The sequence below is a fragment of the Burkholderia sp. AU31652 genome, assembly GCF_002223155.1.
GTDB lineage: Bacteria > Pseudomonadota > Gammaproteobacteria > Burkholderiales > Burkholderiaceae > Burkholderia.
Genome location: NZ_NKFG01000005.1, coordinates 1,741,927 through 1,765,287, shown reverse-complemented (window position 1 = coordinate 1,765,287; position 23,361 = coordinate 1,741,927). Strand labels below are relative to the sequence as shown.

Genomic DNA, 23,361 nt, shown 5'->3' with positions numbered 1-23,361 from the left:
CGGTGGCGATGCCGGAAGGTGCCGCTCAGCGCTCCGCCGGAAACCGCTCCTGCAACGCATGCAGCCAGCGCGCGACGACATCGAGTTCGTCGTCGGAAAACCCGTCGCACAGCTTGCCGTTGAGTTCGCGCAGCAGCACGCGCGCACGCTTGAGCGCGGCGTGGCCTGCGTCGGTCAGGTACAGGCGCGTCGCGCGGCCGTCGTCCGAATCGGCGTGACGCGTAATGAGGCCGGCTTTCGCCATCCGATCGGCGAGCCCCGTCATCGCCGACGGCGCGAGCTGCAGCGCGGCGCCGACTTCACCGATCAGCGCGCCATCCTGTTTCGCGAGACAGAACAGCGCGCCGGCCTGCGCGGCGCTCGCGCGCGTCTCGGTCTCCGCCTTGCGGTCGATCCAGCGCTGCACGCGCCGCTGGCCGATGTTCAACATGAAAAACAGTCGTTGGTCTTCGCTCAAGCTGGGTTCCCGGCTGCAATGGAAAGGGAGGGGCGGCCCGCGGTTCGCGGCGAGTCGAGCGCCTGCGCGAGCCAGTCGGCCACGTCGGGCCACAGCACGGTGCCGGGGCGGCTGCGGAAGAAGCCCATGTGCCCGACCGGGCCGCTGCCCGCCGCGTGCGGATCGATCTGGCGGCGTTCGACCGCCGCGCGGGTCAGATAGCTTACCAGCAGCCCGATCGCCGGCGGGTTCGCCCACGGGTCGTCGTCGAAGCCGAGCGCGAGGATCGGCAACTGCTGTTTCGCGTAACGCTCGGCCGCGCCGAGTGTCGGATCGTCGAAGAAATAGTGCGGCAGCGTGGTCCAGCGGCTCCATTCGCGGAACACGCCGGCCGGCATGTCCTCGCCGAGCCCGAGCCGCTTGCCGGGCACGTAGCCGAGCAGCGCCGACATCAGCGGGCCGAGCACGCGCAGGATCAGCCGCACCTTCAGGCGTTCGGCCGCCTGCGTGATCAGCCGCGTGCTGCCCGCATGCGCGGCGACCAGCACGGCCGCACGCAGGTGCGGCGTCGCGGCGGACAGCCCGATCGCGTGCCCGCCGACGCTATGGCCGACCGCCAGCAGCGGCAATTCTTCGTACGCCTGCCGCGCCCACGCGGTCGCGGCGCCCACGTCGAGTTCCATCCAGTCGCGCATGCGGGCCTTCAACGCACCCAGGCGCGCGGGGCGAGACGCGCCGATGCCGCGATAGTTGTAGGTGAGCGCCGCGAAGCCGCGTTCGGTCAGGAAGCGCGCGAAGCCCGCATACAGCCGCTCCGGCACGGCCGTTGCCGGATGGATCAGCACCAGCGCGCGCGGCGGCGCGTCCGGCGACCACAGCGTGCCGTGCAGCGCGTAGCCGTCGGCGGCGGAAAACTCGATGGGCTCGGAGGTCATGGCTGTCCTCGTTACGGGTAGTTATTTCGTATGCGAAATATAGTTCGTGATTTATTTCGTGCGCGAAATATCTGTCGAGGATTCATTCGAACCGGATTCCCTTAAGTGCGACCGGCGGCATCCGGCGACGCCGGCCATGTCATAAAACATTTGCATCTTTGCATAGAAGAATATTGCGTTTGTTTCATGATGAAGATCGACGTATCTTCAGCGGTTCCATCCGTTCCGCCGACCACCGTGCACGGCGGACCACGGGCGCCGCTCTCGCGCGGCCGCCCGCCAACCCTCCGGGAGATCACGTTGTTGAGTCGAATCGTCACGGCACTCTTGCTGGCGCTGGCCGCGCAGCCGGGCATGGCCAAGGACACCGTCACGCTGCGCGTCGGTGAACAGAACTACTTCAACATCCAGGCGTCGATGGAGGCGTCCGGCGTGCTGAAGGACCTGCCTTACACGATCGAGTGGAAGCATTTCCAGGCCGCGGCGCCCGTCGCCGAATCGCTGAACGGCAATGCGATCGACGTCGGCTTCCTCGGCGATTCGGCGCTGCTCACGCTGGCCGCGCGCGGCGCGCCGGTGAAGGTGGTCGCCGTGTCGCGGCAGAGCCTCGACGGCGTCGCGATTCTCGTGCCGAAGAATTCGCCGGTGCGCACCGTGGCCGACCTGCAGGGCAAGACCATCGCCGTATGGCGCGGCGCGTGGAGCCAGCAGCTCGTGCTGCGCGCGCTCGAACACGCGGGCTTGCGCGCCGATTCGGTCAAGTACGCGTACCTGATGCCGATCGATGCGACCAACGCGCTCGCGAACGGCTCGGTCGACGCCGTGTCGCTGTGGGAGCCGTTCGTCAGCACGCTCGCGTTGCGGCAAGGTGCGCGACCGGTGACGACCGCGCAGGGGCTGATGCCGGCGCTGAGCTTCGTCGCCGCGAACGAGCAGGCTGCCTCGGGCAAGCGCGCCGAGATCACCGATTTCCTGCGGCGCGTCGTCGCCGCGCGCCAGTGGGTCGACAACCATCCGCGCGAGTACGCGGATCTGTGGGCGAAGCGCGCGAAGCTCGAACCCGATGTCGCGTACCGCTGGCTCAACAACGCGAAGCAGCGCGTCGGCCCGGTCGACGAGACGGCCGCGAAGGACGCGCAGAACACGGCCGACTTCCTGTACAAGGCCGGCGTGATTCCGGCCGCGTACGACACGTCGAAGCTGCTCGACCGCTCGTATGCGGGCGCGTTCGCGGCGCCGGCGCAGAAGACGGCCGCTGCGCAGTAAGCGGGCCATCCCGTCCACGATTTCCAATCGAGCACCCCAAGGACATCCCGACATGCCAGTCGACATCATCGGCATGATCACCGCGACACCGGGCGCGGAGGTCGACGTACCGGGCGGCGCGGCCGTCCAGCCCGACTACGTGCGCCGCTTCGCGCAGGCGCACGAGGCCGCCGGCTTCGACCAGATCCTGGTCGGCCATTTCAGCAACGCGGCGGACGGCTTCATCGTCGCGTCGTTCGCGGCTGCCGCGACCGAACGTATCCGCATCCTGCTCGCGCACCGGCCGGGCGTGATCGTGCCGTCGGCCGCCGCGCGGCAGATCGCGACGCTCGACGTGTTCAGCGGCGGCCGGCTGGCGCTGAACGTCGTGTCGGGCGGCGACGATGCCGACCTGCAGCGCGACGGCGATTTCGTGCCGCACGATGCGCGCTACCGACGCACCGGCGAATATCTCGACGTGCTGAAACGGATCTGGCAGGCCGACGCGCCGGTCGACCATGACGGTGCGTTCTACCGGCTGCGCGGTGCGTCGCCGCTCGTGAAGGGCGCGCAGCGGCCGCACGTGCCGATCTATTTCGGCGGGTCGTCGCCGGCTGCGCTGGCGGTCGCGGGCGAGCATGCCGATGTCTACATGACATGGGGTGAGCCGCTCGCGTCGGTGCGCGAGCAGATCGCACGCGTGCGCGAAGCCGCCGCGCCGTTCGGGCGTGCGCCGCGCATCAGCGTGTCGTTCCGGCCGATCGTGGCCGACACCGAGGCGGCCGCATGGGAGAAGGCCGAGGCGATCCGCGAACGCGTGCGCGCGGCGCGGCTCGCGAACGGCCAGCCGATCGCCGGCCATGCGCCCCAGAATGCCGGTTCGCAACGGCTGATGGCGGCGGCCGCGCAGGGCGACGTGCTCGACGAGCGGCTGTGGATGGGTGTCGCCAACCTGACCGGCGCACGCTGGAATTCGACCGCGCTGGTCGGCACGCCCGAACAGGTCGCGCGGGCGCTCGGCGCGTATTACCGGCTCGGCGTGTCGACGTTCCTGATTCGCGGGTTCGATCCGCTGGACGACGCGCTCGATTACGGGCGCGAGCTGATTCCGGCGATTCATGCGCAGGTCGCGGAACTCGACCGGTATCACGCGGCGGTGACGGCGTAGGCTTCTACAGCCAGCGATGTTGCTTCGACGCGCCCCGGCATTGCCATCGTGCAATGTGCCGGGGCGATGTCATGTCGGGCATCGCCCCATCGACGCCGTCAAAACGACGGCAGCCCCGGCGGATTGGTCTCCGCACGCGCAATCGCCTCACTCTGCAAACCCCAGCGCACGAGCGCCTGCCCGTAGCGGCCGCTGCCGATCAGCGCGTTCGTCGCAAGCGTCAGCGCGGGCGCGAGCCCGCTGCCGCGCCGCGTCGCGATCGCCACGTCGGCGTTGGCCGGCCAGCCCGCATTGACGACGCCGACGCGGCGGATCTTGCCGGTGCGCGCGGCCTCGTACGCGAGCGACGCGTTCGGGTTCAGCTCCGCATCGGCGCGACCCGACAGCAGCGCGACGCGCGACGCCGCATCGTCGTCGAAATAGAGCAGCTCGGCCGGTTTCAGCCCCTGCGCCTCGTTGCGCTTGTTCCACTCGAGCAGGATGCGCTCCTGGCTCGTCCCCGCGCCGGTGATGATGCGCAGGCCGGCGATGTCCTTCGGCTCGGCGAGCTTCGCGATCGGGCTGCCGGTACGCACGTAGAAGCCGTGCAACCCGAGCCGGTAGGTCGTGAAATCGTATTTCTCCTTGCGCTTCTCGGTCACGCCGACGTTCGAGATCACCGCGTCGTACTTGCCGGACGTCAGCCCGAGCGGCCAGTCGGCCCACGCGATCGGCAGCAGCACGAGCGTGCGGCCGAGCGCGTCGGCGACGAGCTGCGCATAGTCGGGGTCGGCGCCGACCACGGTGCGCGCGTCGGTCGCGTAGGTCGACACGGGCGGTGCGTGCGGTGAAATCGCGACCGTGAACGCGCCGTCGCGTACCCAGCGGTAGCCGGCTGCCGCACGGATCGCCGCGTCGTCGGGTTGCGCGCGCGGGCGGCCGGCCTGGCGCGGATCGAGATCCGCGGTCGCGGCGGCTGCCTGCACCGCGTGCCATGGAAGGCTGCCCGCTGCCGCGACCAGCGCCGCGGTCATGAACTGGCGTCGGTCGGTCATCGTGCGGCACCTCGCAGGTCGTGAGCGGTGCGCATCACAGCACCCGCGACAGGAACGCGCGCGTGCGCGGATGCGACGGCGCGTCGAGCACGACGGCCGGCGGCCCGGCTTCGACGATGCGCCCGCGCTCCATGAACAGCACGTTGTCCGCGACTTCGCGCGCGAAGCCGATCTCGTGCGTGACGATCACGAGCGTCGTGCCCGAACGCGCGAGTTCCTTGATCACGTCGAGCACCTCGTTGACGAGCTCGGGATCGAGCGCCGACGTCGGTTCGTCGAACAGCAGCACCTTCGGGCGCAGCGCGAGCGCCCGCGCGATCGCGACGCGCTGCTGCTGGCCGCCGGACAACTGGCGCGGGTACGCATCGGCCTTGTCCGCGAGGCCGACGCGCGCGAGCAGCGTGCGGGCGATGCGTTCGGCGGCGTCGCGCGTGATGCCGCCGACGACGACCGGCGCTTCGACCAGGTTCTCGAGCACGGTCAGGTGCGGGAACAGGTTGAAGTTCTGGAACACCATCCCGACGGCCGTGCGCCGCGTCAGCACGTCGCGCTCCTTCAGTTCGTAGAGCACGTCGCCGTCGCGGCGATAGCCGATCAGTTCGCCGTCGATGTCGATGAAGCCGTCGTCGACGCGTTCGAGATGGTTGATCGTGCGCAGCAGCGTCGACTTGCCCGAGCCCGATGGCCCGACGATCGCGGTCACGCTGCCGCGCGGCGCGACGAACGACACGTTGTCGAGCACGCGCTGCATGCCGAACTGCTTCGACACGCCATGCACGGCCACTTCGCCGCCGGCGCGCGGTGCGACGGCGGTCGCCGCGTCGCTGTCGCCGTGAGCCTGCGCGACCGATGCCGCGTGACGGGACGTGACACGCCGCCACAGTGCGCCGAGGCGCGCGAGCGCGAACGTGATGACGGACGGCGGCGGGTTGCGCAGCGCCCCGCGCGCATAGTGCCGCTCGACCTGCACCTGGATGGCCGACAGCACGGTCAGGATGATCAGGTACCAGACGGTGGCGACCATCAGCAGCGGAATCACTTCGAGATTGCGGCGATAGATCACCTGCACCGTATAGAACAGCTCGGGCATCGCGAGCACGTAGACCATCGACGTGCCTTTCGCGAGCATGATCAGGTCGTTGAACGCGGTCGGCAGGATCGCGCGCATCGCCTGCGGCAGCACGATCCGCGTGGTCTGGCGGCCGCGCGGCAGCCCGAGCGCGGCGGCCGCCTCGAGCTGGCCCTGGTCGACCGCGAGAATGCCGCCGCGAATCACCTCCGCGGAAAACGCCGCGTGGTGGAGCGTGAGGCCGAGCACGGCCGCGAGGAACGGGCTGATCAGGTCGGTCGTCGGCGTGTCGAACCAGACGATGTCGGTGAACGGCACGCCGAGCCGCACATGCTCGTACAGGTAGCCGAGGTTGTTCAGGATCAGCAGCAGCACGATCAGCGGAATCGAGCGGAACAGCCACACGAAGGTCCACGCGCTCGCCGACAGCAGCCGCGAACGCGACAGCCGGGCCAGCGCGACGAACGCGCCGAGCACGAGGCCGAACACCGCGCCGAGCAGCGTCAGCACCAGCGTGCGCGCGAGCCCCGACAGCACGGGCGGCGACAGGAACCATTCGGCGAACACCGGCCAGCCCCATTGCGGGTTGCCGAGAATCGAATGCAGGACGATCGCGATCAGCGCGACGGCGAGCACGGTGCCGGCCGTGCGCGACCGGTGGCGCGCGGGCACGATCCGGAAACGCGTGCCGGCGTCGCGCGCGCCGGGGGAAGAGAGCGGCGGCAGCGCGCCGCCGAGGTGGGTCGTGTCGCTCATGTCGGTGGAAATCCTCGAATCGGTCGGGCGGGCGCGCCGTGCACGGGCGGCGCGGCGGCGGGTGTCAGGCGTGCGCTTCGGCCGCCGTTTCGTGCGGCGCGCCGGGCGCCGCATGGCGGCTGGCCTTGCGCGGCAGCCCGAGGTGGTCGCGCAGCGTCGCACCGGGCAGGTCGCGGCTGTAGCGCCCGCGTGCCTCGAGCACCGGAATCACGAGTTCGACGAAATCCTCGACGCCCTGCGCCTGCACCGCGAAGCCGAGGATGAAGCCGTCGCCGGCGCCGGCGTCGTGCCAGCGGATCAGCTCGTCGGCGACATGCTCGGCCGTGCCGATGAAGTTCGGGCGCGGCGTGGCGACCGCCAGCGCCGTCTCGCGCAGCGACAGGCCTTTCTGTTTCGCGTCGGCCTTGATCCGGTCGGTGGTCGAGCGGAAGCTGTTGCGGCCGAGCTCGCCGAGTTCCGGGAACGGCGCATCGAGCGCGTACTGCGTGAAATCGTGGTGATCGAAATAGCGGCCGAGATACGCGAGCGCCTCGTCGATCGTCAGCAGGTTGCGGATCGCCTGGTATTTGTCCTCGGCCTCGGCCGCCGTGCGGCCGACGATCGGCCCGATGCCGGGGAAGATCTTCACGTCGCTGCCTTGCCGGCCGTGCTCGATCGCGCTCTGCTTCACGCGCCGCGTGAACGCGGCCGTTTCGTCGAGCGACGGCGAATGCGTGAACACCGCATCCGCATACTTGCCCGCGAGGCCGATGCCGGTGTCCGACGAACCGGCCTGGAAGATCACCGGCTGCCCCTGCGGCGAGCGCTGGATGTTGAGCGGGCCCGCGACCTGGAAGAAGCGGCCGTGGTGGTCGAGCGTGTGGAGCTTGTCGCGGTCGAAGAAGCGGCCCGTTGCGCGGTCGCGCACGAAGGCGTCGTCGTCCCAGCTGTCCCACAGGCCCTGCACGACGTCGAGGTATTCGTCGGCGATCTCGTAGCGCAGTTCGTGATCGGGATGCGCCTTGCCGAAATTCTTCGCGGTGCCTTCGAGCGGCGTCGTCACGACGTTCCAGCCCGCGCGCCCGCCGCTGATCGCGTCGAGCGACGCGAGCTGGCGCGCGACCGTGAACGGCTCGCTGTACGACGTCGAGATCGTGCCCGCGAGCCCGATCTTCTTCGTCGCGACCGCGAGCGCCGACAGCACGGTGAGCGGCTCGAAGCGGTTCAGGAAGTGCGGGATCGACTTCTCGTTGATGTAGAGGCCGTCCGCGACGAACGCGAACGCGATGCCGGCGGCTTCCGCCTTGCGCGCGATGCCGATCGCGAAGTCGAGGTTGATGCTCGCGTCCGGCGGGTTGCTCGGGTGCCGCCATGCGTTCATGTGGCTGCCTGCGCCTTGCAGCATCAGGCCGAAGGGAATCGATCGTCGGGTCGTCATGGGAGCGTCACATGTTCTGGTCAGGGGAGAGGGAGCGGTCGGCCGCGAGGGCCGCCTGCAACGGCGTGGCCGACAGCGCGCCGCCGAGCCATTCGGCCGATGCGAGCCGCGCCGCGTAGTCGGTCACCGGCGAATCGATCACGAACGCATCGACGTCGAGCCGCCGGCTCAGCGCATCGAGCGCGCGGTGGATGCGCTCGGGCGTATCGGCCAGCACCGTCGGGCGCAACTCGTCGATCCGGTAGTCGGACGCGCCGCTCTGCCGCGCGAATTCGGCGGCCGCCTGCGCGCTGGCGAGATTGAAACTCTGGCCGCCCGCGAACTGCAGCTTGAAGATCTTCAGCGGCCCGATCAGCTGCTCGGCCGCGTCGCGCGTGGGCGCGGCCACCGCGTACAGCGCGACCAGCGGCCGGGTGCCGCCCGCGCTGCGGTACGCGTCGAGCGAGCGTTCGAGGTTCGCGTCGTCGCCGTTGAAGTGCCCCGCATAGCAGAAGCGCCAGCCGTTGCGCGCGGCGAGCGCGCCGCTGTCCGGCGAGCCGCCGAGCAGGATGCGTTCGGGCGCCTGCGGCGGCATGGGCAGCGCGACGGCACCGGCGAGCGGGTGATCCTCGGCGACGCCCCAGCCGAGAAACGCGTCGAGCTCCGCAAGCTGGCCCGCGAAGTCCGGCTTGCGCGCCTTGTCGTGGAACCACTGCAGCGCGCGCGTGGTCAGCGGCAACCCGCCGGGCGCCTTGCCGATGCCGAGATCGACGCGACCCGGCGCGAGCGCGGCCAGCACCTTGAAGGTCTCGGCGACCTTGAACGGGCTGTAGTGCTGCAGCATCACGCCGCCCGAGCCGACGCGGATGCGCGACGTGTGCGCGAGCAGGTGCGCGACGACGATCTCCGGCGCCGAGCTTGCAAAGGCCGGCGTGCCGTGATGTTCGGCGACCCAGAAGCGCTCGTAGCCGAGCTGTTCGGCGCGCTGCGCGAGCGTCGTGGTGAAGCGCAGCGCGTCGGCGGCGTTTGCGCCGTCGGCGATCGGACTCTTGTCCAGCAACGAAAGCGAATAAGACATGGTGGGCGGCGTTCCTGCGTGAGCGTGGCGTAAGCGTGAAGGGACGGTGAGCGTGCGCGGCGTTCAGCTCTTCGGCAGCCCCGGCGGATTCGTGCGCGACTGGTCGATCGCTTCCGAGGCGAGGTTCCAGCGGTCGAGCACCTGCTGGTAGCGGCCGTTCTTGATCAGCCCGTTCAGCGCGACGGTCAGCGGATCGGCGAGCCCGCTGCCGCGGCGCGTCGCGATCGCGATGTCGGCCGTACGCGGCCAGCCGCCGCTGATCGCGCCGACGAGGCGCGTCTTGCCTTGCTGCGCGCTCTGGTACGCGAGCACCGAGTTCACGCTGAACACCGCATCGGCGCGGCCCGACTGCACGGCGACGATGCGCATCGCCTGGTCGTCGTAGTACTGGATCTGCACGGGTTTCAGCCCGTGCGCGACGTTCTCGCGATCCCACGCGAGCAGGATCTTTTCCTGGTTGGTGCCGGCGTCGGTCACGACGCGCAGCCCCGCGACGTCCTTCGGCTCGCGGATCGCCTGGATCTTGCTGTCGTTGCGCACGTAGAAGCCGACCTGATCCTTGCGGTAGGTCGAGAAATCGAACTTCTGCTTGCGCTCCTCGGTGACGGTGACGTTCGAGATCACCGCGTCGACTTTCCCGGATTCGAGGGCGAGCGGCCAGTCGGCCCACGCGAGCGCGACGATCTTCAGCTTGCGGCCGAGGCTGTCGGACACGAGCTGGCCGACGTCGGCGTCGAAGCCGATCACCGTGCGCGCGTCGGTCGCATACGAGCTGATCGGCGGCAGGCTCGGCGCAACGCCGATCGTCAGCGTGCCGGGTTCGGCGAACTTGAACGACGCGGGCACCGCGCGCTCGACGGCCGCATCGGCCACGCCGCGCGGGCGGCCGCGCTGCTCGGGGCTCAGGTCGAACGTGGCGGCGGCCGCGGCTGCGGCGAACGCGGTCAGGCCGATCAGCGCGGCGGCCAGCGTGCGCACGGCACGGGAAGAAAGCGGTACGGCTCGTTGCATGAAAGCGTCCTGGGGTGGCAAGCGGAAATCGGAGGGAAGCGGGGGCCGTCGCGGTCAGCGCGACAGCACCGGTTCGGGCACGGGCGCCCACAGGTCGGCCAGCGTCGACGTGCGCGACGGATCGGCGAGATCCTTGCCGAACCGCAGGTGGAAATACGCTTCGGGGTCGATCGACGCATCGAACAGCCGCGTATAGCCGGTGCGGTCGTACAGCGCCCATGCTTCGGGCTGGCGAAAACCGGTGGTCAGGTAGATGCGGCGATAGCCTTGCTGCGCGGCGCGCAGTTCGAGCGCGTCGACGATCACGCGGGCGAGGCCCTGGCGGCGCAGGTCCGAGCGGGTCCAGATGCGTTTGAGCTCGGCGGTCTGCGCGTCGTAGCGCTTGAACGCGCCGCCGCCGATCGTTTCGCCGTCGCGCAGCAGCAGCACGAACGCGCCTTCGGGCGGCGCGAACACTTCGGCCGGGTAGCGTGCGAGTTCTTCGCGGGCGGACGCGTGGCTGTCGGGCCGATACGCGTGGTAACGGGTCGAATACTCGTCGATCAGCGCGTCGATCAGCGGTTGCGCGCGGACGTCGAGCGGCGTCGTGTCGATGATGCGGTCGGTCGTGGCCATGGGCATCGCGAAGGGCGCGCGATGCGGACGTTCCTGGCGGGGTGCGGGCACGCGGCCCGTCCGGTCTGTTCCGTTATCGCGACGCGGTTGTCGTGATGGCGGCGGCCGGTGCGTGTCCTGCTGGGATGCGGGTGGCGGGCCGCCGCCGTTTTGAACACGTTAGCGGCGCGGCCGGCAAAGGCGAACGAAGCAATTTCGATAAGGATTTCGCGGGAAGCGTCAGAAGGCTTGCAGCGGGAGTGGGGTGGGGTGACGGGGGATCGCGCATGCGTCGAGGCGTGTGCCGGACGCATGCGCGATCCTGAAGCGCGAGCGCCTATGCCGCGCGAACTTCGGCGAGCAGATCGGGGTGACGATCCAGGAGCTTCAGCAATTTCACGAGGGCAAGCGGCGGATTCGTCTTGCCTGTCTCGTAACGGGAGAACGCATTGACGCCGCCGCCGAAGAGCTCGGCCGCCTCGCGCTGGTCCAGCTTCAGCTTCTTGCGCACCTTCGCGATGTACTGCGGGTCGACGAGGGTGGCGTTCACCTGCTTGTTGAATTCGGTGATCGCTTCGCCGAGACGGGTCGCCTCGTCGAGATCCAGCACCGATTCCCCGCAGGCCGGACAGAAATCGCCGGTGATATCGCGAACGACAGTCGACCGGCCCTTGTACGTATAAGAGATGTCTCGCGTATCGCGGACCAGCCTGGCGGCACCGCAGGTCCGGATTTAGGCCGTCTGGCCGATGCTCGGCGGCGCCGACAACTCCGCCAGCTGAAACAGGCAATCGCCGCGCTGCACCTGCGCGGGCACGCGCTTGCACACCACTTCGCCGTCGCCCTTGAAGCGGTGCAGCACCGGCTCGCGCAGCGGCGTATCGGGGAAATGCACCCACGCGGCCGGCTGCCCGGCCTTCACCTGGTCGCCGAGTTCGACGAGCGGCTCGTACAGCCCGCGCTCGTACGCGTAGACGAAGTGGCGCTCGCCGTCGACGCGCATGAAGCGCGTGACGGTGGGTGGCGCATCGGGCACGAGCGCGCCGTGCAGCAGGCCGATATGGCCGAGGTAGTGCAGCAGCCCGTGGCGGCCCATCCGGATCAGCGACGGATCGGCCATGCCCGCGCCACCGAGTTCGGTCACGATCGAGATCGCGCCCTGCCGGCGCGCGGCCGACGCCGAATGCACGGGATTCGGCGCGTGCAGCAGCGCATTGTCCAGCCCGAACGCGACCAGCAGCCCGTTGAGCTTCGCGGCTTCGTCGGCGTCGAGCGGATCGATCGCGAGCATGTTGCCGCCCTGGTACAGCAGCGAGCTGCCGCCCGAGTGCAGGTCGACCAGATACTCCGCGCGCGACAGAAGCGCGTGCTCGATGTAGTGGGCGATCATCTGCGTCGGCGTGCCGGTCGGATCACCGGGGAAACTGCGGTTCAGGTTGCCTTCGTCGAGCGGCGACACGCGCAGGCCGGCATCCGCCGCCGGGAAATTCGCCATCGGCAGCAGGATCAGCTGCCCGCTGACCATCTCGGGCTCGATCTCGCGCATCAGTTGCGACACGATGATCTGGCCTTCGTACTCGTCGCCGTGATTGCCGGCCATCACGAGCGCGACCGGGCCGTCGCCGTTGCGGATCGACGCGATCGGGATCGGCAGCCAGCCGTACGCCGAGCGGTGGACGGAATGCGGCAGCCGCAGGTAGCCCGCGTGCTTGCCTTGTGCGTCGAGATCGATTTCGCAGTGGATGGGATTGCGGTGCGAGGAAGAGGCGGTCATGGCGGCATCGTTCGATGAACGGAATTCGCCATCTTATCGGGAAACGACCGCCGCGCGCCGGGCCCGACGCGTGCAACGCCGAACACCATCAACCGGCACGCGCATGGATCATGGGTACGGCGCGTTGCACAGCCGATACGCGAGGCCCCGTGCGATGTTGCAGCGATGAACGCATGCCGGCAGGTCGGCCGGCTGCATTCGGGCGGGATGTTTCGCGCCGGCCCCTTGCCGCGACAGGGCCGGCGCGCGCAACCGCGTTACCGGCCCGATGTTTCAGCTTCGAGACGTCCTTCTTCCCACAGCGCCCAGAAACGGCTGCCGGCGCGATACGGATTCCCGCGGCGTGCGCCGTGATCGGCGATGCCCTGGCGAAATGCGCCGTACAGCGTCAGCGGCGGATTGTCGACGCATCGGGCCTCGCGGGCGGCCGGCATGCGGCTTTCGGACACGAGCCGGCGGATCAGCGATTCGCCGTCGATCACGTCCAGTGCGTCGATGGTTTCGCTGCGACTGAGGACTTCGACGGTATTCATGTTGGGTCTCCCTGACAACCTGTTTCCCTGACAGGGAGCAATAAGAGTGCCAGGCTTGAAACGCCTTGCGCTGCGTCGATCGTGCCGGCTTCTGCAGCCAACGTGACGGGTGGCGGGCGGCGATGTTACGGAACACGTCACGTGACACGCGAACGCGCGACGACACGTGCGGCCACGCAAAGCGTTGCGGAATTGAATCGTCGGGAGGAGGCGGAGGCGGGGGAAAGCGGGTGGCGCAGCCGGGTCAGCTCGCGGTGACCGGCGTGACCCGGCTGCTGCCGCTCGAATAGAAACGATAGATGCCCTTGCCTGCGGACTTCGCGTCGTACAGCGCGCTGTCGGCCTGCCGGATCAGTTCGTCGGGAGAGCCGTGCCCGTCGTCGAGCGCGATGCCGATGCTGATCCCGAGGCTCACGGTCTCGCCGATCGACAGCGTGTACGGCGCCGAGATCTGCCGGATGATGCGCGCGGCGAGGAGCGAGCACGTGTGCATCGTCGTATCGTCGATCGCGACCACGAACTCGTCGCCGCCGATGCGGGCCGCCAACTCGCCGGACGACAGCGTCTTGCCGAGCCGCACGGCGACCTGCGTGAGCACGTCGTCACCGGCCTGGTGACCGAACCGGTCGTTGATCGCCTTGAAGCCGTCGAGGTCGAGATACATGACGGCGAGCGCGGGGCCCGGCGCACGCGGCCGGCGCGCGAGCATCCGCTTGAGCTCGGCATGCAGTTCATGACGGTTCGGCAAGCCCGTCAGCGCATCGTGCCGCGCGAGATGCCGGATGTGCTGCTCGGTCCGGCGCCGCGCGGTGACATCCTCGACGATGATCACCGCGTTGCCGTCGGGCACGCGGTGGCGCGTCAGTTCGAGCTGGCGGCCGTCGGCGAGCACGACGTCGAGCGGCGCGGGTTCGTCGCAGGCCAGCCAGAGTTCGCACTGCGCGGCGAGAATGGCGCCGCCGGGATCGGTCGCGTCGTTCGCGCCGAGCGCCGCGACGACGGCGGGCAACGGCGTATCGAGCATGATTTCGCGCGGCGAGCCGAACAGTTGCGCGGTGCGCCGGTTCGCGACGATCACGCGGCGCTCGCCGTCGATCATGCACAGGCCGTGCGGCATGTAAGTGAGCGCGGCGTCGAAGCGCGCGACGAGTTCGGCGTTGCGCTGGCGCGCGGCGATCAGCGCGACGAGCACGCGATAGTGACGCTGGACGACCGTGCGCATCGCGGCGAGATAGATCGCGAGCGGCGGCAGCAGCAGCCACGCGCCCGACCGGTGGGCCAGCAGCGCACCGACGCCGATCGGCAGCACGCCGAGCGCGACCTGCATCATCGCGAGCCGCGGCAGCGCCGAATTGCGCGACGCGATTCCGCCGAACACGCCGCCCGCGACCATCACCGACAGCGTGCCGAGCTCGACGTCGACGGCCTGCACGCAGCCCATCACGCCGAGGCCGAGCACGAAGCACGCGACGAGCGACACGGGCGCATAGCGCAACGCCCAGTATTCGGCACGGTCGTCGCCGGCGTTGCGTTGAACGGTGTACGCGCGCGCGATCGAGAGCCGCGTGATGAGGAGGCCGACGTCGGCGATCAGCCACGCGAGGCACCACAGCTGCTGCAGCCGGATCAGCGCGACGGCCGCGACGAAGCCGCTCGCGAGCCCGGAGAGCGCCATCGGTCGGACGTCTTCGAACAGCGTAACGAGCATCGACGGGCGCAGCGCGGCCGTCACACGGTGGTTGCCGGAGGGGGGAGTGGCGAGAACGGAGTGCAGGAGAGATGCCCTGACTGCCATGGTTGTTAACCTCGACACGATGTCGCGTGATGTCGCGATGGCTGGCGGCGCCCGCACGGCACATGGCGGGCGCCCGGCCAGGCCGGATGCGCACGACATTACCATGAAACACGGGCGGCGCGGATAGCCCGGGTGGATGCCCGGGGAGGCCAGCGGCACCGCTCGCCGCGCCGGCCACTCGTCGTAAACCACGCCCGCGAATGGCTTGCGCATTCGCCGGCGCCGGGGCAGCATCGTGGCGAACGGAATGCAGCTCGGCGACCCGCAGGAGACCGGTCACCGTGCACGGCGGGCCGCTGCAAACGGGCGCGCGACGCGGTCGAATTGCTACCCGCGACCGGCTGCCGCAGCCCGGCTGAATACCGTTATAAGAAATTCAATAAGTATTTCATGCGAGAAATACTATAGGCGATATATCTAAAACAATGCCAGAATGCGCGCCGCTCCGAACGTCGCGACACCCGATCGCCGTCCGAGCCGCATCAGGAGGTTCCCCCAATGAAAAACCACGGCCTGTCACGGCGGGGTTTTCTGAAAGCCAGCGTGCTGGCGGGTGTCGCGGTGTATGTCGCGCCCCTGGGCAGCCGCGCATTCGCGGCGCTCTTCGAAGAAAAACTCCTCACCCCCGTCAAATGGGATAGCGTCACCGGCATCCCCCAATTCCGCATCGACGGCATCGCGAAGGTCACCGGCTCGAAAGTGTTCGCCCGGGACGTGCGCGCTGCCGACATGCCGCACTGGCCGCAGCAGCAGTCGCATGCGCTGATCCTGCGCGTCACGCAGGCCGACCGCACCTACGAAGGCTTCGACCTGTCGCTGCTCGGCGACGACCTGAAGCCGGACCGCGTGGTCACGGCCGACGATCTCGTGCGCGACGGCGTCGCGTTCCCGACGTTCTACGGCGACGACATGCTGCTGCCGGCCGGCAAGACGCCCGCGTATCTCGGCCATGCGGTCGCGATCCTCATCTATCACGACTTCGCGCGCTTCCGCTTCGCGAAGAACGCGCTCAAGTTCCGCGACGACGTGATCCGCTACGGCGCGGTCACGGGCCCGCTCGAGCGCGATCCGTGGGGCACCTTCCGCTACGTGCGCGTGGGCGGCAAGACGGCCTATGACGACGACGTCTATTCGAGCCTGAAGGACGCGCCGATCTTCCCGAGCATGATGCGCAAGCACCTGCCGGTGTGGCCGGACGGCAAGGAGCACGGCAAGCTCGACGAGCAGGGCATGTTCCTCGCCGGGCAGATCGCCAGCGAGCTCGACCATCCGTCAGCCGACTGGCTCGTGTTCGACCGCGAGTACAACACGCAGTCGGTCGACACGTCCGCGCTCGAACCGGACAACGCGAACTGCTGGTACGACACTGCGACGCAGTCGCTGCATCTCGTCGTGCCGACCCAGTCGCCGCTCGAAGTGGCGGAGAACGCGGCCGCGATGGTCGCGAAGTGCCGCTTCCCGGTGAAGAAGCTGTTCGTGCATCCGTGCTACACGGTCGGCTACGGTTCCAAGGATCACTTCAACGTGCCGTTCTACGGCCTCGTCTGCGCGCTGTACGCGGACGGCCGCCCGGTGCGTTTCGCGAACGACCGCTACGAGCAGTTCCAGACGTCGCTGAAGCGGCACGCGTTCAAGATGCACTACCGGATCGCGGTGGACCGCAACACGGGCCTGCTGCAGTCGTTCAAGGGCGACTTCGAGGCGAACGGCGGCGGGCGCTCGAACTTCTCGCCGTCGGTGGCGATGGTGGGCGCGACGGCCGCGCAATCGATCTATTACTTCCCGAAGAGCGACCTGGCCGCGGTCGCGATCGCGTCGCGCGCGATCGATGCCGGTTCCGCACGCGGCTACGGCACGCTGCAGAGCATGGCGGCGACCGAGATGGCGGTCGACGAGATCGCCGCGCAGCTGAACATCGACCCGATCGATTTCCGCCTGCGCAACGCGCTGCGCTCGGGGATGAAGAACACGCAGGGGGCGATTCCCGCCGGCGCGCTGCGCGTCGACGAGGTGCTCGAGCGCTCGAAGCAGCATCCGCTGTGGACGCGCCGCGCCGCGCGCAAGGCCGAATACGAGGCCGCGCATCCGGGCAAGCGCTACGGCGTCGGCTTCGCGTGCGTGCAGAAGGATTTCGGCACGGGCGCGGAAGCGTCGTTCGCGAAGGTCGAATTCGACGAGAACGGCAAGGTCTCGCTGCAGCACACGGCGGCCGAGATCGGCACCGGGATGTCGACGTCGCAGGCCGTCGCGGTCGCGAAATGGCTGGGCCGTCCGGCAACTGACGTGCGCGTGGCCGTGACCGAATGGCCGGACCTGCCGGTCGAGACCAGCGGCGATCCGTACCTCATGTCGCAGGCCGACCAGGATCGCCTGAGCGCGAACCCGCGCTGGTCGCCGAGCTATGCGTCGCCGTCGAGCGCGACGAACTCCGCGTACTACTTCACGCACAGCACGCGCGAAGCCGCGCGCGCGGTGTTCCGCTACGGCCTGTGGCCGGCGGCGATGTCGATCTGGACGCGCGGCCTCGGCGGCGGCCAGGCCGCGCCGTACACGATCCGCATCGAGGACGCGCGCTGGGTCGACGGCAAGCTGACCGCCGACGGCCTCGAGCCGCTGTCGTTCGAGCAGCTCGCGAAGCAGGCCCATGCGCTCGGCCTGCCGACCGGCGCCGTCGTGCACGTGTTCAACCGCTGGCAGTGGACCGACGCCGAATTCGAAGTGGGCGGGACGGTCGAGCGCCTGCCGATCGACGGGCTGTCGCTGCGTGTCGGCGCGCCGAAGACGGGCGACAACGGCCCGGTGCCCGGCACCGCCGCACCGGCCGGCGCGACCACGATGCGCGGCACGCTGGCGCCGACCGCGAACGGCTACTGCGTGCTGGATCGCAAGCGCGTGTTCATTCCGCCGACGAGCCGCAACAACGCGGCCGTCACGTACTACACGGCAGTCGGCACGCTGGTCGAGCTGGCCGTGCACGAAGCGACCGGCAAGGTCGAGCTGCTCACGCACCACTCGATCATGGAATGCGGCAACCAGATTTCGCCGCAGCTCGTGTCGGGCCAGTTGCAGGGTGGTCTCGCGATGGGGATCGGCCACGCGCTGCACGAGTACCTGCCGCTCTATGAAGACGGCCCCGGCAACGGCACGTGGAACTTCAACCGCTACCAGCTGCCGCGCGCGTCCGACGTCGCCGTGTGGACGCAGACGGGCGACGTGCTGCCGCCGCTGTCCGAGACCGATCCGCCGAAGGGCGTCGCCGAAGTGGTGATGATTCCCGTCGTCGGCGCGATCGTGAACGGCATCGCGCACGCGATCGGCCATCGTTTCACCGACCTGCCGGTGACCCCGCAAAAGATTCAGGAGGTGCTCGCATGACGACCGCCCAAACCGCGGCTACGGCCGCGAGCGCCAGCGCCGCTGCGACCGGCGCTTCCGCGCCGAGCGCGGCTTCGGCCGCACCGGCATCGGCCCCGGCCGCGGCCGTGCCGGCTTCGGCACCGGCTGCCGTCGAGCGTCCGCTCGTCCGGTTCCAGTCGAAACCGCTGTCGATCAATATCAACGGCAAGTCCGTCGGCCCGATGCAGGTGCCGGAAGGGCTGATGATGATCGAGTTCCTGCACGAATACGCGGGCCTCACCGGTTCGCGGCTCGGCTGCGGGCAGGGCATCTGCCACGCGTGCGTCGTGATCGTCGACAAGCCGGACGGCACGAGCGAGGAAATGCGCACCTGCATCACCGGCGCGCACTTCTTCCACGGCCGCTCGATCCGCACGATCGAAGGCCACGCGAAGCGCAACGAAGCGGGCGAAGTGGTCGAGCTGTCGCCGATCCAGCAGAAGTTCCTCGAGCACTTCAGCTTCCAGTGCGGCTACTGCACGCCGGGCTTCGTCAACGCGGCGACCGTGCTGATCGAACGCCTGAAGCGCGAGCCGATCGCGAAGGCCGACGTCGAGCGCACGATCACCGAGGCGCTCGATGCGCACCTCTGCCGCTGCACGGGCTATGTCCGCTACTACGAAGCCGTCAAGGACGTGGTGCTGACGACGCCGGGACTCGTGAAGGACGCCGCATGAAACGCACATTCGCTCATCGTGTCGCGCGGGCTGCGGGCTTGCCCGCGCTCGCGGCCGCCTGCGCGCTGCTGCTCGCCGCATGCGGCGGCCACGACGCACCGGCCTCGAACGCGGCTTCCGGCGCACCGGGTGCCGACCCGATCGCGCGCGGCCGCTACCTCGTCAAGGCCGCAGACTGCGCGGCGTGCCACACCGCGAAGGACGGCGCACCGTTCGCCGGCGGCGCGCCCCTCGAATCGCCGTTCGGCACGTTCTACGGCTCGAACATCACGCCCGACAAGGATCACGGGATCGGCAGCTGGAGCGCGGACGATTTCTACGCCGCGCTGCATGACGGCAAGGCGCCGGGCAAGCGCCTGTATCCGTCGATGCCGTACACGTCGTACCGTCAGCTCACGCGCGCCGATTCCGACGCGATGTACGCGTACCTGAAGACCGTCAAGCCGGTCGCCCTGGAAAACCGCGAGCACGAGCTGAAGTTCCCGTACAACCTGCGTTTCGGGATGGTCTTCTGGGACATGGTGTTCCTGAAGGACAGCCTGCCCGATGCGTCGACCGGCCAGTCCGCCGACTGGCAGCGCGGCCGCTATCTGGCGGGTGCGCTCGGCCATTGCGCGGAATGCCATACGCCGCGCGCGTTCACGGGCCAGCTCGACAGCGCGAAGCCGTTCGCCGGCGCCGCGCTCGGCCGCGTGGCCGCGCCCGACATCACGCCGGCCGGCCTCGCCGCGCGCGGCTGGACGGGCGCCGACCTGCAGACGTTCTTCGGCGTCGGCATCGCGCCGCAAGGCTCGGCGTTCGGCGAGATGTACCCGGTCGTGCACCTGAGCACCCAGACCATGACGAAGGACGACCTGCGCTCGCTGTCCGTGTACCTGCTGGGCGATACGCCGCCCGCGCCGCAACCGGTGAAGCCGGTGTCGGCCGACGCCGCGCAGCTCGCGGCCGGCCGCTCGGTGTATCTCGCGGTCTGCGCGGGTTGCCACGGCTTCAACGGTGAAGGCAAGCCGCACGTGGCGGTGCCGATGAACGGCAATTCGACGGTGCGCCAGGGCGACCCGCGCAACCTGCTGGTCGCGATGCTCGACGGCATCGGCGAGCAGAAGTTTGCCGGGTTCGAGAACCTGCAGCCGATGCCCGGTTTCGCGCACACGCTGAGCGACGACGAACTCGCGCAGCTCGCGAACTACCTGCGTGCGACGTGGGGCGGCCAGCCCGCGAGCGTCACGCCGGCCGACGTGAAGGCCATGCGTTAAGTCGTGCCGCAGGGCGGGGCGTCGCGCGGGAGTCAGCCGGTTTCCGGTGCTCGCGCGCGACGCGTCGTCCGATTTTTTTCGGCGGCGCTTCAGTAGCCGCTGCCGCCTCCGCCTCCGCTGCCTCCCGAGCCGCTACCGCCATACCGGCTCATGCCCGGTCCCTGCGCAGGGCCACTCCCCGATGACATGCATCCCGCCGACAGCACGAGCACCAGCGCGGCGATCAGCGCCGCGGCCCACCTTGCCGATTTCATGTCCGCCTCCTTGCCACGCGCGGGACGCTGGAAAGGCCGGTTCGCTTGAACCGCGCGTCTGCGTGCTGACGGAACATGAAACGTTTCGGGCGGGCCGCTTATTCCATGATTTTTTGTCGATGATCGAGCGAGAAAGGGCTGGATCGGCGCCGTCGCGCGACGCCTTGGTACACTCCGGCACGCCGCCATTCCGATTCCGACGACAAAAACATGAGTGCCACCGTTGAACGTCCGACGTCGCGTCCGTCCCATTCCGTCGTGCTCGGCTGCGTGTCGTTTGCCGTCGGCGGCCCGCTGGTCACCTCGCTCGTCTGGCCGGCCGTGACGCTGGTCATGGGGTCGTTGCTCGACGGCCCGTCGTGGGAGCGACTCAATGTCAGCGCCGGCATGGTGCCGATCATCTTCTTCGGGTCGTTCCTGCTGGGCTTTTTCCTGCCGGCGGCCGTGGCAGGCGGCATCATGGGTGCGATCGGCACGCGAATCCGGCGGCGCTGGTTCGTGCTGCTGGGGATGGTGGTCGGTGCTGGCGCGGCGCTCGGCTTCGTCGAAATCGTGAATGGCCTGGCGAAGAGCGACACGTCCCGCTCCCTCACGGCGGGCGCCACGCTCAATGCGATCGTGGCGTCGGCGCTGATGTCGCACTGGCTGCATCGCCGGCTCGAACGTCGGCGTTGAACGCGAAGCGGTATGTGATCGGTCGCCTGCGTGTCGATCGCTTGCGCGCATCGTACGAATCAGGCGGCGCCGCGCAGCCGCTTCTGCGGCCTGCGGGCTGCCATGCTGTGCCTGAAGCGGAGGCCGCCGTCGCGGCGGCCCGCAATCAACGATAGACGAGATCGGCGCGGCGATTCTGCGCCCAGGAATCCTCGTCGTGGCCGAGCGCAACCGGCTTTTCCTTGCCGAGGCTGACCGCCTCGAGTTGCGTGGCCGGCACACCGAGCGTTTCGAGCCCGCTCATCACGGCCTGCGAGCGGCGTTGGCCGAGCGCGAGGTTGTATTCGGACGTGCCGCGTTCGTCGGTGTTGCCCTGGATCAGCACGTGCCGCGCCGGATGGCTGCGCAGGTAGTCGGCATGCGCCTGCAGCAGCGACTGGAATTCGGGCTTGACGGAGTACTGGTCGAAATCGAAGTAGATGCTGCGCTTCGCGAGCGGGCTGTTCGGATTATCGAGATCGTCGGCCGTCACCGTTGCGACGGCTTCGCTCGAGGGTGTCGGCGCCGTGCCGGCATTCTCGGGCGTCTTCGCCGCATGGTGGCAACCGGCCAGCAGCGCGAAGGTTGCCAGGACCGCAAATCGGTTCGTTTTGCTCATCGTTCGTCTCCAGCGGTTGACTGCGTTGAACGCGTGGGGCGTGCGACCGGCACGCCCGTATCCGGCCGGCATGGCGCGAAAGGCCCGGCACGCACGACGTGAAGCACGTTCGTAAGCCGGTGGTGCGCCATATGAAAGAGTGTCGCGACCGGAACGCCAAATCTCGGCGTCGCTGCAAACAGATTAGGAAAAATGTCACAGCGTGACCAGTTTCTCCGCATTTTTTTGCGCCGATGCGACAGTCCGGGCGGCATTCTTGCTGCCGTGCGGGCGCCGTCACAGTGAAAAGACCGCGCACGGGCGCGGCCTTTTCGGTTCGGGGCATGACGATCGGGCGGTGCTGGCACGCTTGCCTGATACGTCCGTCGGCGCAGCCGCGTTGCGTTGCGTTGCGCTGCACCGCTCCGTCTTGCATCGTCAGAACTTGTGCCGCAGCCCCAGTGCGACGACGACCTGGTTGCTGTTCGCCGACGGCGTCAGCGTCCAGACGGTCGCGTTGAATGCGGGATGGCCGTTGCCGCCGCTCACGCTCTGGTAGACGCCTTCGAGATACGCATCGGTGCGCTTCGACAGCGCATAGTCGGCCTGCGCCACGACCTGGTTCCATTTCGGGCGCGTCTGGCCGGTGCGCGTGTCGAAGCGGCCCATCGTGTACGTGTAGGCGGCCGAGAGGCTCAACGCCCGCGTGACGACGTAGCGCCCGTCGATCGAGAAGTTGTCGAACACCAGCGATTCGCCCTTCAGCGGCGCGATGCCGCCGCCCTGGAGCACGCCCGTCACGCCGTCGGTGGTCGAGTGCGACCACGCGGCGCCGACCGAATGCGGCCCGAATGCATAGCGGCCGGCCGCGGCCCAGATCTGCTGGTTGCCGCCGGTGATCGTCGCCGAGCCGTCGACCGTGCTGAGCGCGCCGTTCGGGTTCGGCGCATTGCGGTCGCGGCTGATCTTCAGGTAGCCGGCGCCGAGCTTCAGCGGCCCGTTCGCGTACGACACGCCCGCGCTCCATGCCGCGTTATTGGAGAACTGTCCGGCCGTGTTCGAGAACCCGAACATCGCGCCGAACGTCAGCCCGCGGTACGTCGGGCTCGTGTACTTCACCGCGTGGTTGATGCGGAGGTTGCGGTTCGAATCGTCGTTGTCGTACGGATGCACCGCGAGGTTGCCGCCCCAGCCGGGGCCGGACGCGCCGAGCGGCGTCACGAAATCGAGGATCAGGTCGTACTGGCGGCCGAACGTGAGCGTGCCGGCCGTTTTCGAGCTCAGGCCGATCCATGCCTGGCGGCCGAACAGGTCGACGCCTTTCTGCGACAGTGCGCCGGTGGTGCCCGAGAAGCCGTTCTCGAGCGTGAAGACCGCGGCCGTCCCGCCGCCCAGATCCTCGCGGCCGCGCAGCCCCCAGCGCGACGCGTTCAGTGCGCCGCTCGTTATCGCGACGGCACCGCTGCCCGGCGAGCCGGCGCCGTGCGTGCGCTGGTTGGTCGCGTAGGTGATCGACGTGTCGATCAGGCCGTACAGCGTCACGCTGCTCTGTGCGTGTACTCCGCCTGACGCGAGGGCGGTCAGGCAGGTGGCAATGGCGGTCCCCGCGAGTCGAGTGCTGGCGTGCTGGTTCATCTTGTAGGAATGCATAGGAGTTTTTATC

Annotated in this window: 21 protein-coding genes; 6 read left to right on the top strand and 15 right to left on the bottom strand. The window is 68.9% G+C overall.

The genetic code is table 11. The features are described 5' to 3' along the window. Positions 1–25: 25 nt before the first annotated feature. Entirely contained in the window at positions 26–457 is a 432-nt protein-coding gene (locus CFB40_RS25410; RefSeq protein WP_089432723.1) for a MarR family winged helix-turn-helix transcriptional regulator, read from the bottom strand. Then, positions 454–1,371, bottom strand: a complete 918-nt coding sequence (locus tag CFB40_RS25405; RefSeq protein WP_089427434.1) for an alpha/beta hydrolase family protein — start codon at positions 1,369–1,371, stop codon at positions 454–456. The genes CFB40_RS25410 and CFB40_RS25405 overlap by 4 nt, the downstream gene beginning before the upstream one ends. A gap of 300 nt (positions 1,372–1,671) precedes the next feature. Here CFB40_RS25405 and CFB40_RS25400 point away from each other — a divergent pair, with 300 nt between their 5' ends. After that, entirely contained in the window at positions 1,672–2,637 is a 966-nt protein-coding gene (locus CFB40_RS25400) for an ABC transporter substrate-binding protein (protein ID WP_174974265.1), read from the top strand. A 52-nt stretch (positions 2,638–2,689) separates the two neighbouring features. Next, entirely contained in the window at positions 2,690–3,784 is a 1,095-nt protein-coding gene (locus CFB40_RS25395; RefSeq protein WP_089432722.1) for an LLM class flavin-dependent oxidoreductase, read from the top strand. A 98-nt stretch (positions 3,785–3,882) separates the two neighbouring features. Here CFB40_RS25395 and CFB40_RS25390 read toward each other — a convergent pair whose 3' ends face one another. The 10 genes from CFB40_RS25390 to CFB40_RS25345 all read right to left on the bottom strand — a co-directional run bounded on the left by CFB40_RS25390 (position 3,883) and on the right by CFB40_RS25345 (position 14,824). Further along, complete coding sequence (locus tag CFB40_RS25390; RefSeq protein ID WP_089432721.1) at positions 3,883–4,818, bottom strand: ABC transporter substrate-binding protein; 936 nt, start codon at positions 4,816–4,818, stop codon at positions 3,883–3,885. Positions 4,819–4,852: 34 nt separating this feature from the next. Beyond that, the gene (locus CFB40_RS39420) at positions 4,853–6,643 is read right to left on the bottom strand and encodes an amino acid ABC transporter permease/ATP-binding protein (RefSeq protein ID WP_089427437.1); all 1,791 of its coding nucleotides are present in this window, start codon (positions 6,641–6,643) and stop codon (positions 4,853–4,855) included. A 64-nt stretch (positions 6,644–6,707) separates the two neighbouring features. Then, positions 6,708–8,060 (bottom strand): LLM class flavin-dependent oxidoreductase, encoded by a 1,353-nt coding sequence (locus tag CFB40_RS25380; protein WP_089427438.1) that lies wholly within the window; start codon positions 8,058–8,060, stop codon positions 6,708–6,710. Positions 8,061–8,067: 7 nt separating this feature from the next. Beyond that, positions 8,068–9,117: an LLM class flavin-dependent oxidoreductase gene (locus CFB40_RS25375; protein ID WP_089432720.1), complete on the bottom strand. Its 1,050-nt coding sequence runs from the start codon at positions 9,115–9,117 to the stop codon at positions 8,068–8,070. A 63-nt stretch (positions 9,118–9,180) separates the two neighbouring features. Then, positions 9,181–10,128 carry an ABC transporter substrate-binding protein gene (locus CFB40_RS25370; protein ID WP_089427440.1) on the bottom strand — a complete coding sequence of 316 codons (948 nt, stop codon included), beginning with the start codon at positions 10,126–10,128 and terminating at the stop codon, positions 9,181–9,183. Positions 10,129–10,182: 54 nt separating this feature from the next. After that, complete coding sequence (locus CFB40_RS25365; RefSeq protein ID WP_089427441.1) at positions 10,183–10,743, bottom strand: GNAT family N-acetyltransferase; 561 nt, start codon at positions 10,741–10,743, stop codon at positions 10,183–10,185. A gap of 316 nt (positions 10,744–11,059) precedes the next feature. Then, complete coding sequence (locus CFB40_RS25360) at positions 11,060–11,455, bottom strand: type II TA system antitoxin MqsA family protein (RefSeq protein ID WP_089432719.1); 396 nt, start codon at positions 11,453–11,455, stop codon at positions 11,060–11,062. Continuing rightward, complete coding sequence (locus CFB40_RS25355) at positions 11,456–12,496, bottom strand: succinylglutamate desuccinylase/aspartoacylase family protein (RefSeq protein ID WP_089432718.1); 1,041 nt, start codon at positions 12,494–12,496, stop codon at positions 11,456–11,458. A 257-nt stretch (positions 12,497–12,753) separates the two neighbouring features. After that, complete coding sequence (locus CFB40_RS25350) at positions 12,754–13,029, bottom strand: hypothetical protein (RefSeq protein WP_089427445.1); 276 nt, start codon at positions 13,027–13,029, stop codon at positions 12,754–12,756. A gap of 244 nt (positions 13,030–13,273) precedes the next feature. Continuing rightward, positions 13,274–14,824 (bottom strand): sensor domain-containing diguanylate cyclase, encoded by a 1,551-nt coding sequence (locus CFB40_RS25345; RefSeq protein ID WP_089427446.1) that lies wholly within the window; start codon positions 14,822–14,824, stop codon positions 13,274–13,276. A 498-nt stretch (positions 14,825–15,322) separates the two neighbouring features. On the opposite strand from CFB40_RS25345, the gene CFB40_RS25340 reads away from it, so the two are divergent. The 3 genes from CFB40_RS25340 to CFB40_RS25330 are packed head-to-tail and all read left to right on the top strand — an operon-like array spanning position 15,323 to position 20,153. After that, the gene (locus CFB40_RS25340; protein WP_089432717.1) at positions 15,323–18,199 is read left to right on the top strand and encodes a xanthine dehydrogenase family protein molybdopterin-binding subunit; all 2,877 of its coding nucleotides are present in this window, start codon (positions 15,323–15,325) and stop codon (positions 18,197–18,199) included. Continuing rightward, positions 18,196–18,897 (top strand): (2Fe-2S)-binding protein, encoded by a 702-nt coding sequence (locus tag CFB40_RS25335; RefSeq protein WP_089427448.1) that lies wholly within the window; start codon positions 18,196–18,198, stop codon positions 18,895–18,897. Before CFB40_RS25340 ends, CFB40_RS25335 begins: the two co-directional genes overlap by 4 nt. Further along, positions 18,894–20,153 carry a cytochrome c gene (locus CFB40_RS25330; protein WP_089432716.1) on the top strand — a complete coding sequence of 420 codons (1,260 nt, stop codon included), beginning with the start codon at positions 18,894–18,896 and terminating at the stop codon, positions 20,151–20,153. Before CFB40_RS25335 ends, CFB40_RS25330 begins: the two co-directional genes overlap by 4 nt. Positions 20,154–20,242: 89 nt before the next feature. Here CFB40_RS25330 and CFB40_RS38790 read toward each other — a convergent pair whose 3' ends face one another. Further along, entirely contained in the window at positions 20,243–20,407 is a 165-nt protein-coding gene (locus CFB40_RS38790; RefSeq protein WP_179255092.1) for a hypothetical protein, read from the bottom strand. Positions 20,408–20,617: 210 nt separating this feature from the next. Here CFB40_RS38790 and CFB40_RS25325 point away from each other — a divergent pair, with 210 nt between their 5' ends. Continuing rightward, positions 20,618–21,082, top strand: a complete 465-nt coding sequence (locus CFB40_RS25325; RefSeq protein WP_089427450.1) for a hypothetical protein — start codon at positions 20,618–20,620, stop codon at positions 21,080–21,082. A gap of 145 nt (positions 21,083–21,227) precedes the next feature. Here the strand turns inward: CFB40_RS25325 and pal are convergent, their stop codons facing one another. Together pal and CFB40_RS25310 are read right to left on the bottom strand one after the other, a co-directional pair. After that, entirely contained in the window at positions 21,228–21,719 is a 492-nt protein-coding gene (gene pal, locus CFB40_RS25320; RefSeq protein ID WP_089432715.1) for a peptidoglycan-associated lipoprotein Pal, read from the bottom strand. 417 nt (positions 21,720–22,136) lie between these two features. Beyond that, entirely contained in the window at positions 22,137–23,348 is a 1,212-nt protein-coding gene (locus CFB40_RS25310) for a porin (RefSeq protein WP_373452687.1), read from the bottom strand. Positions 23,349–23,361: the final 13 nt, after the last annotated feature.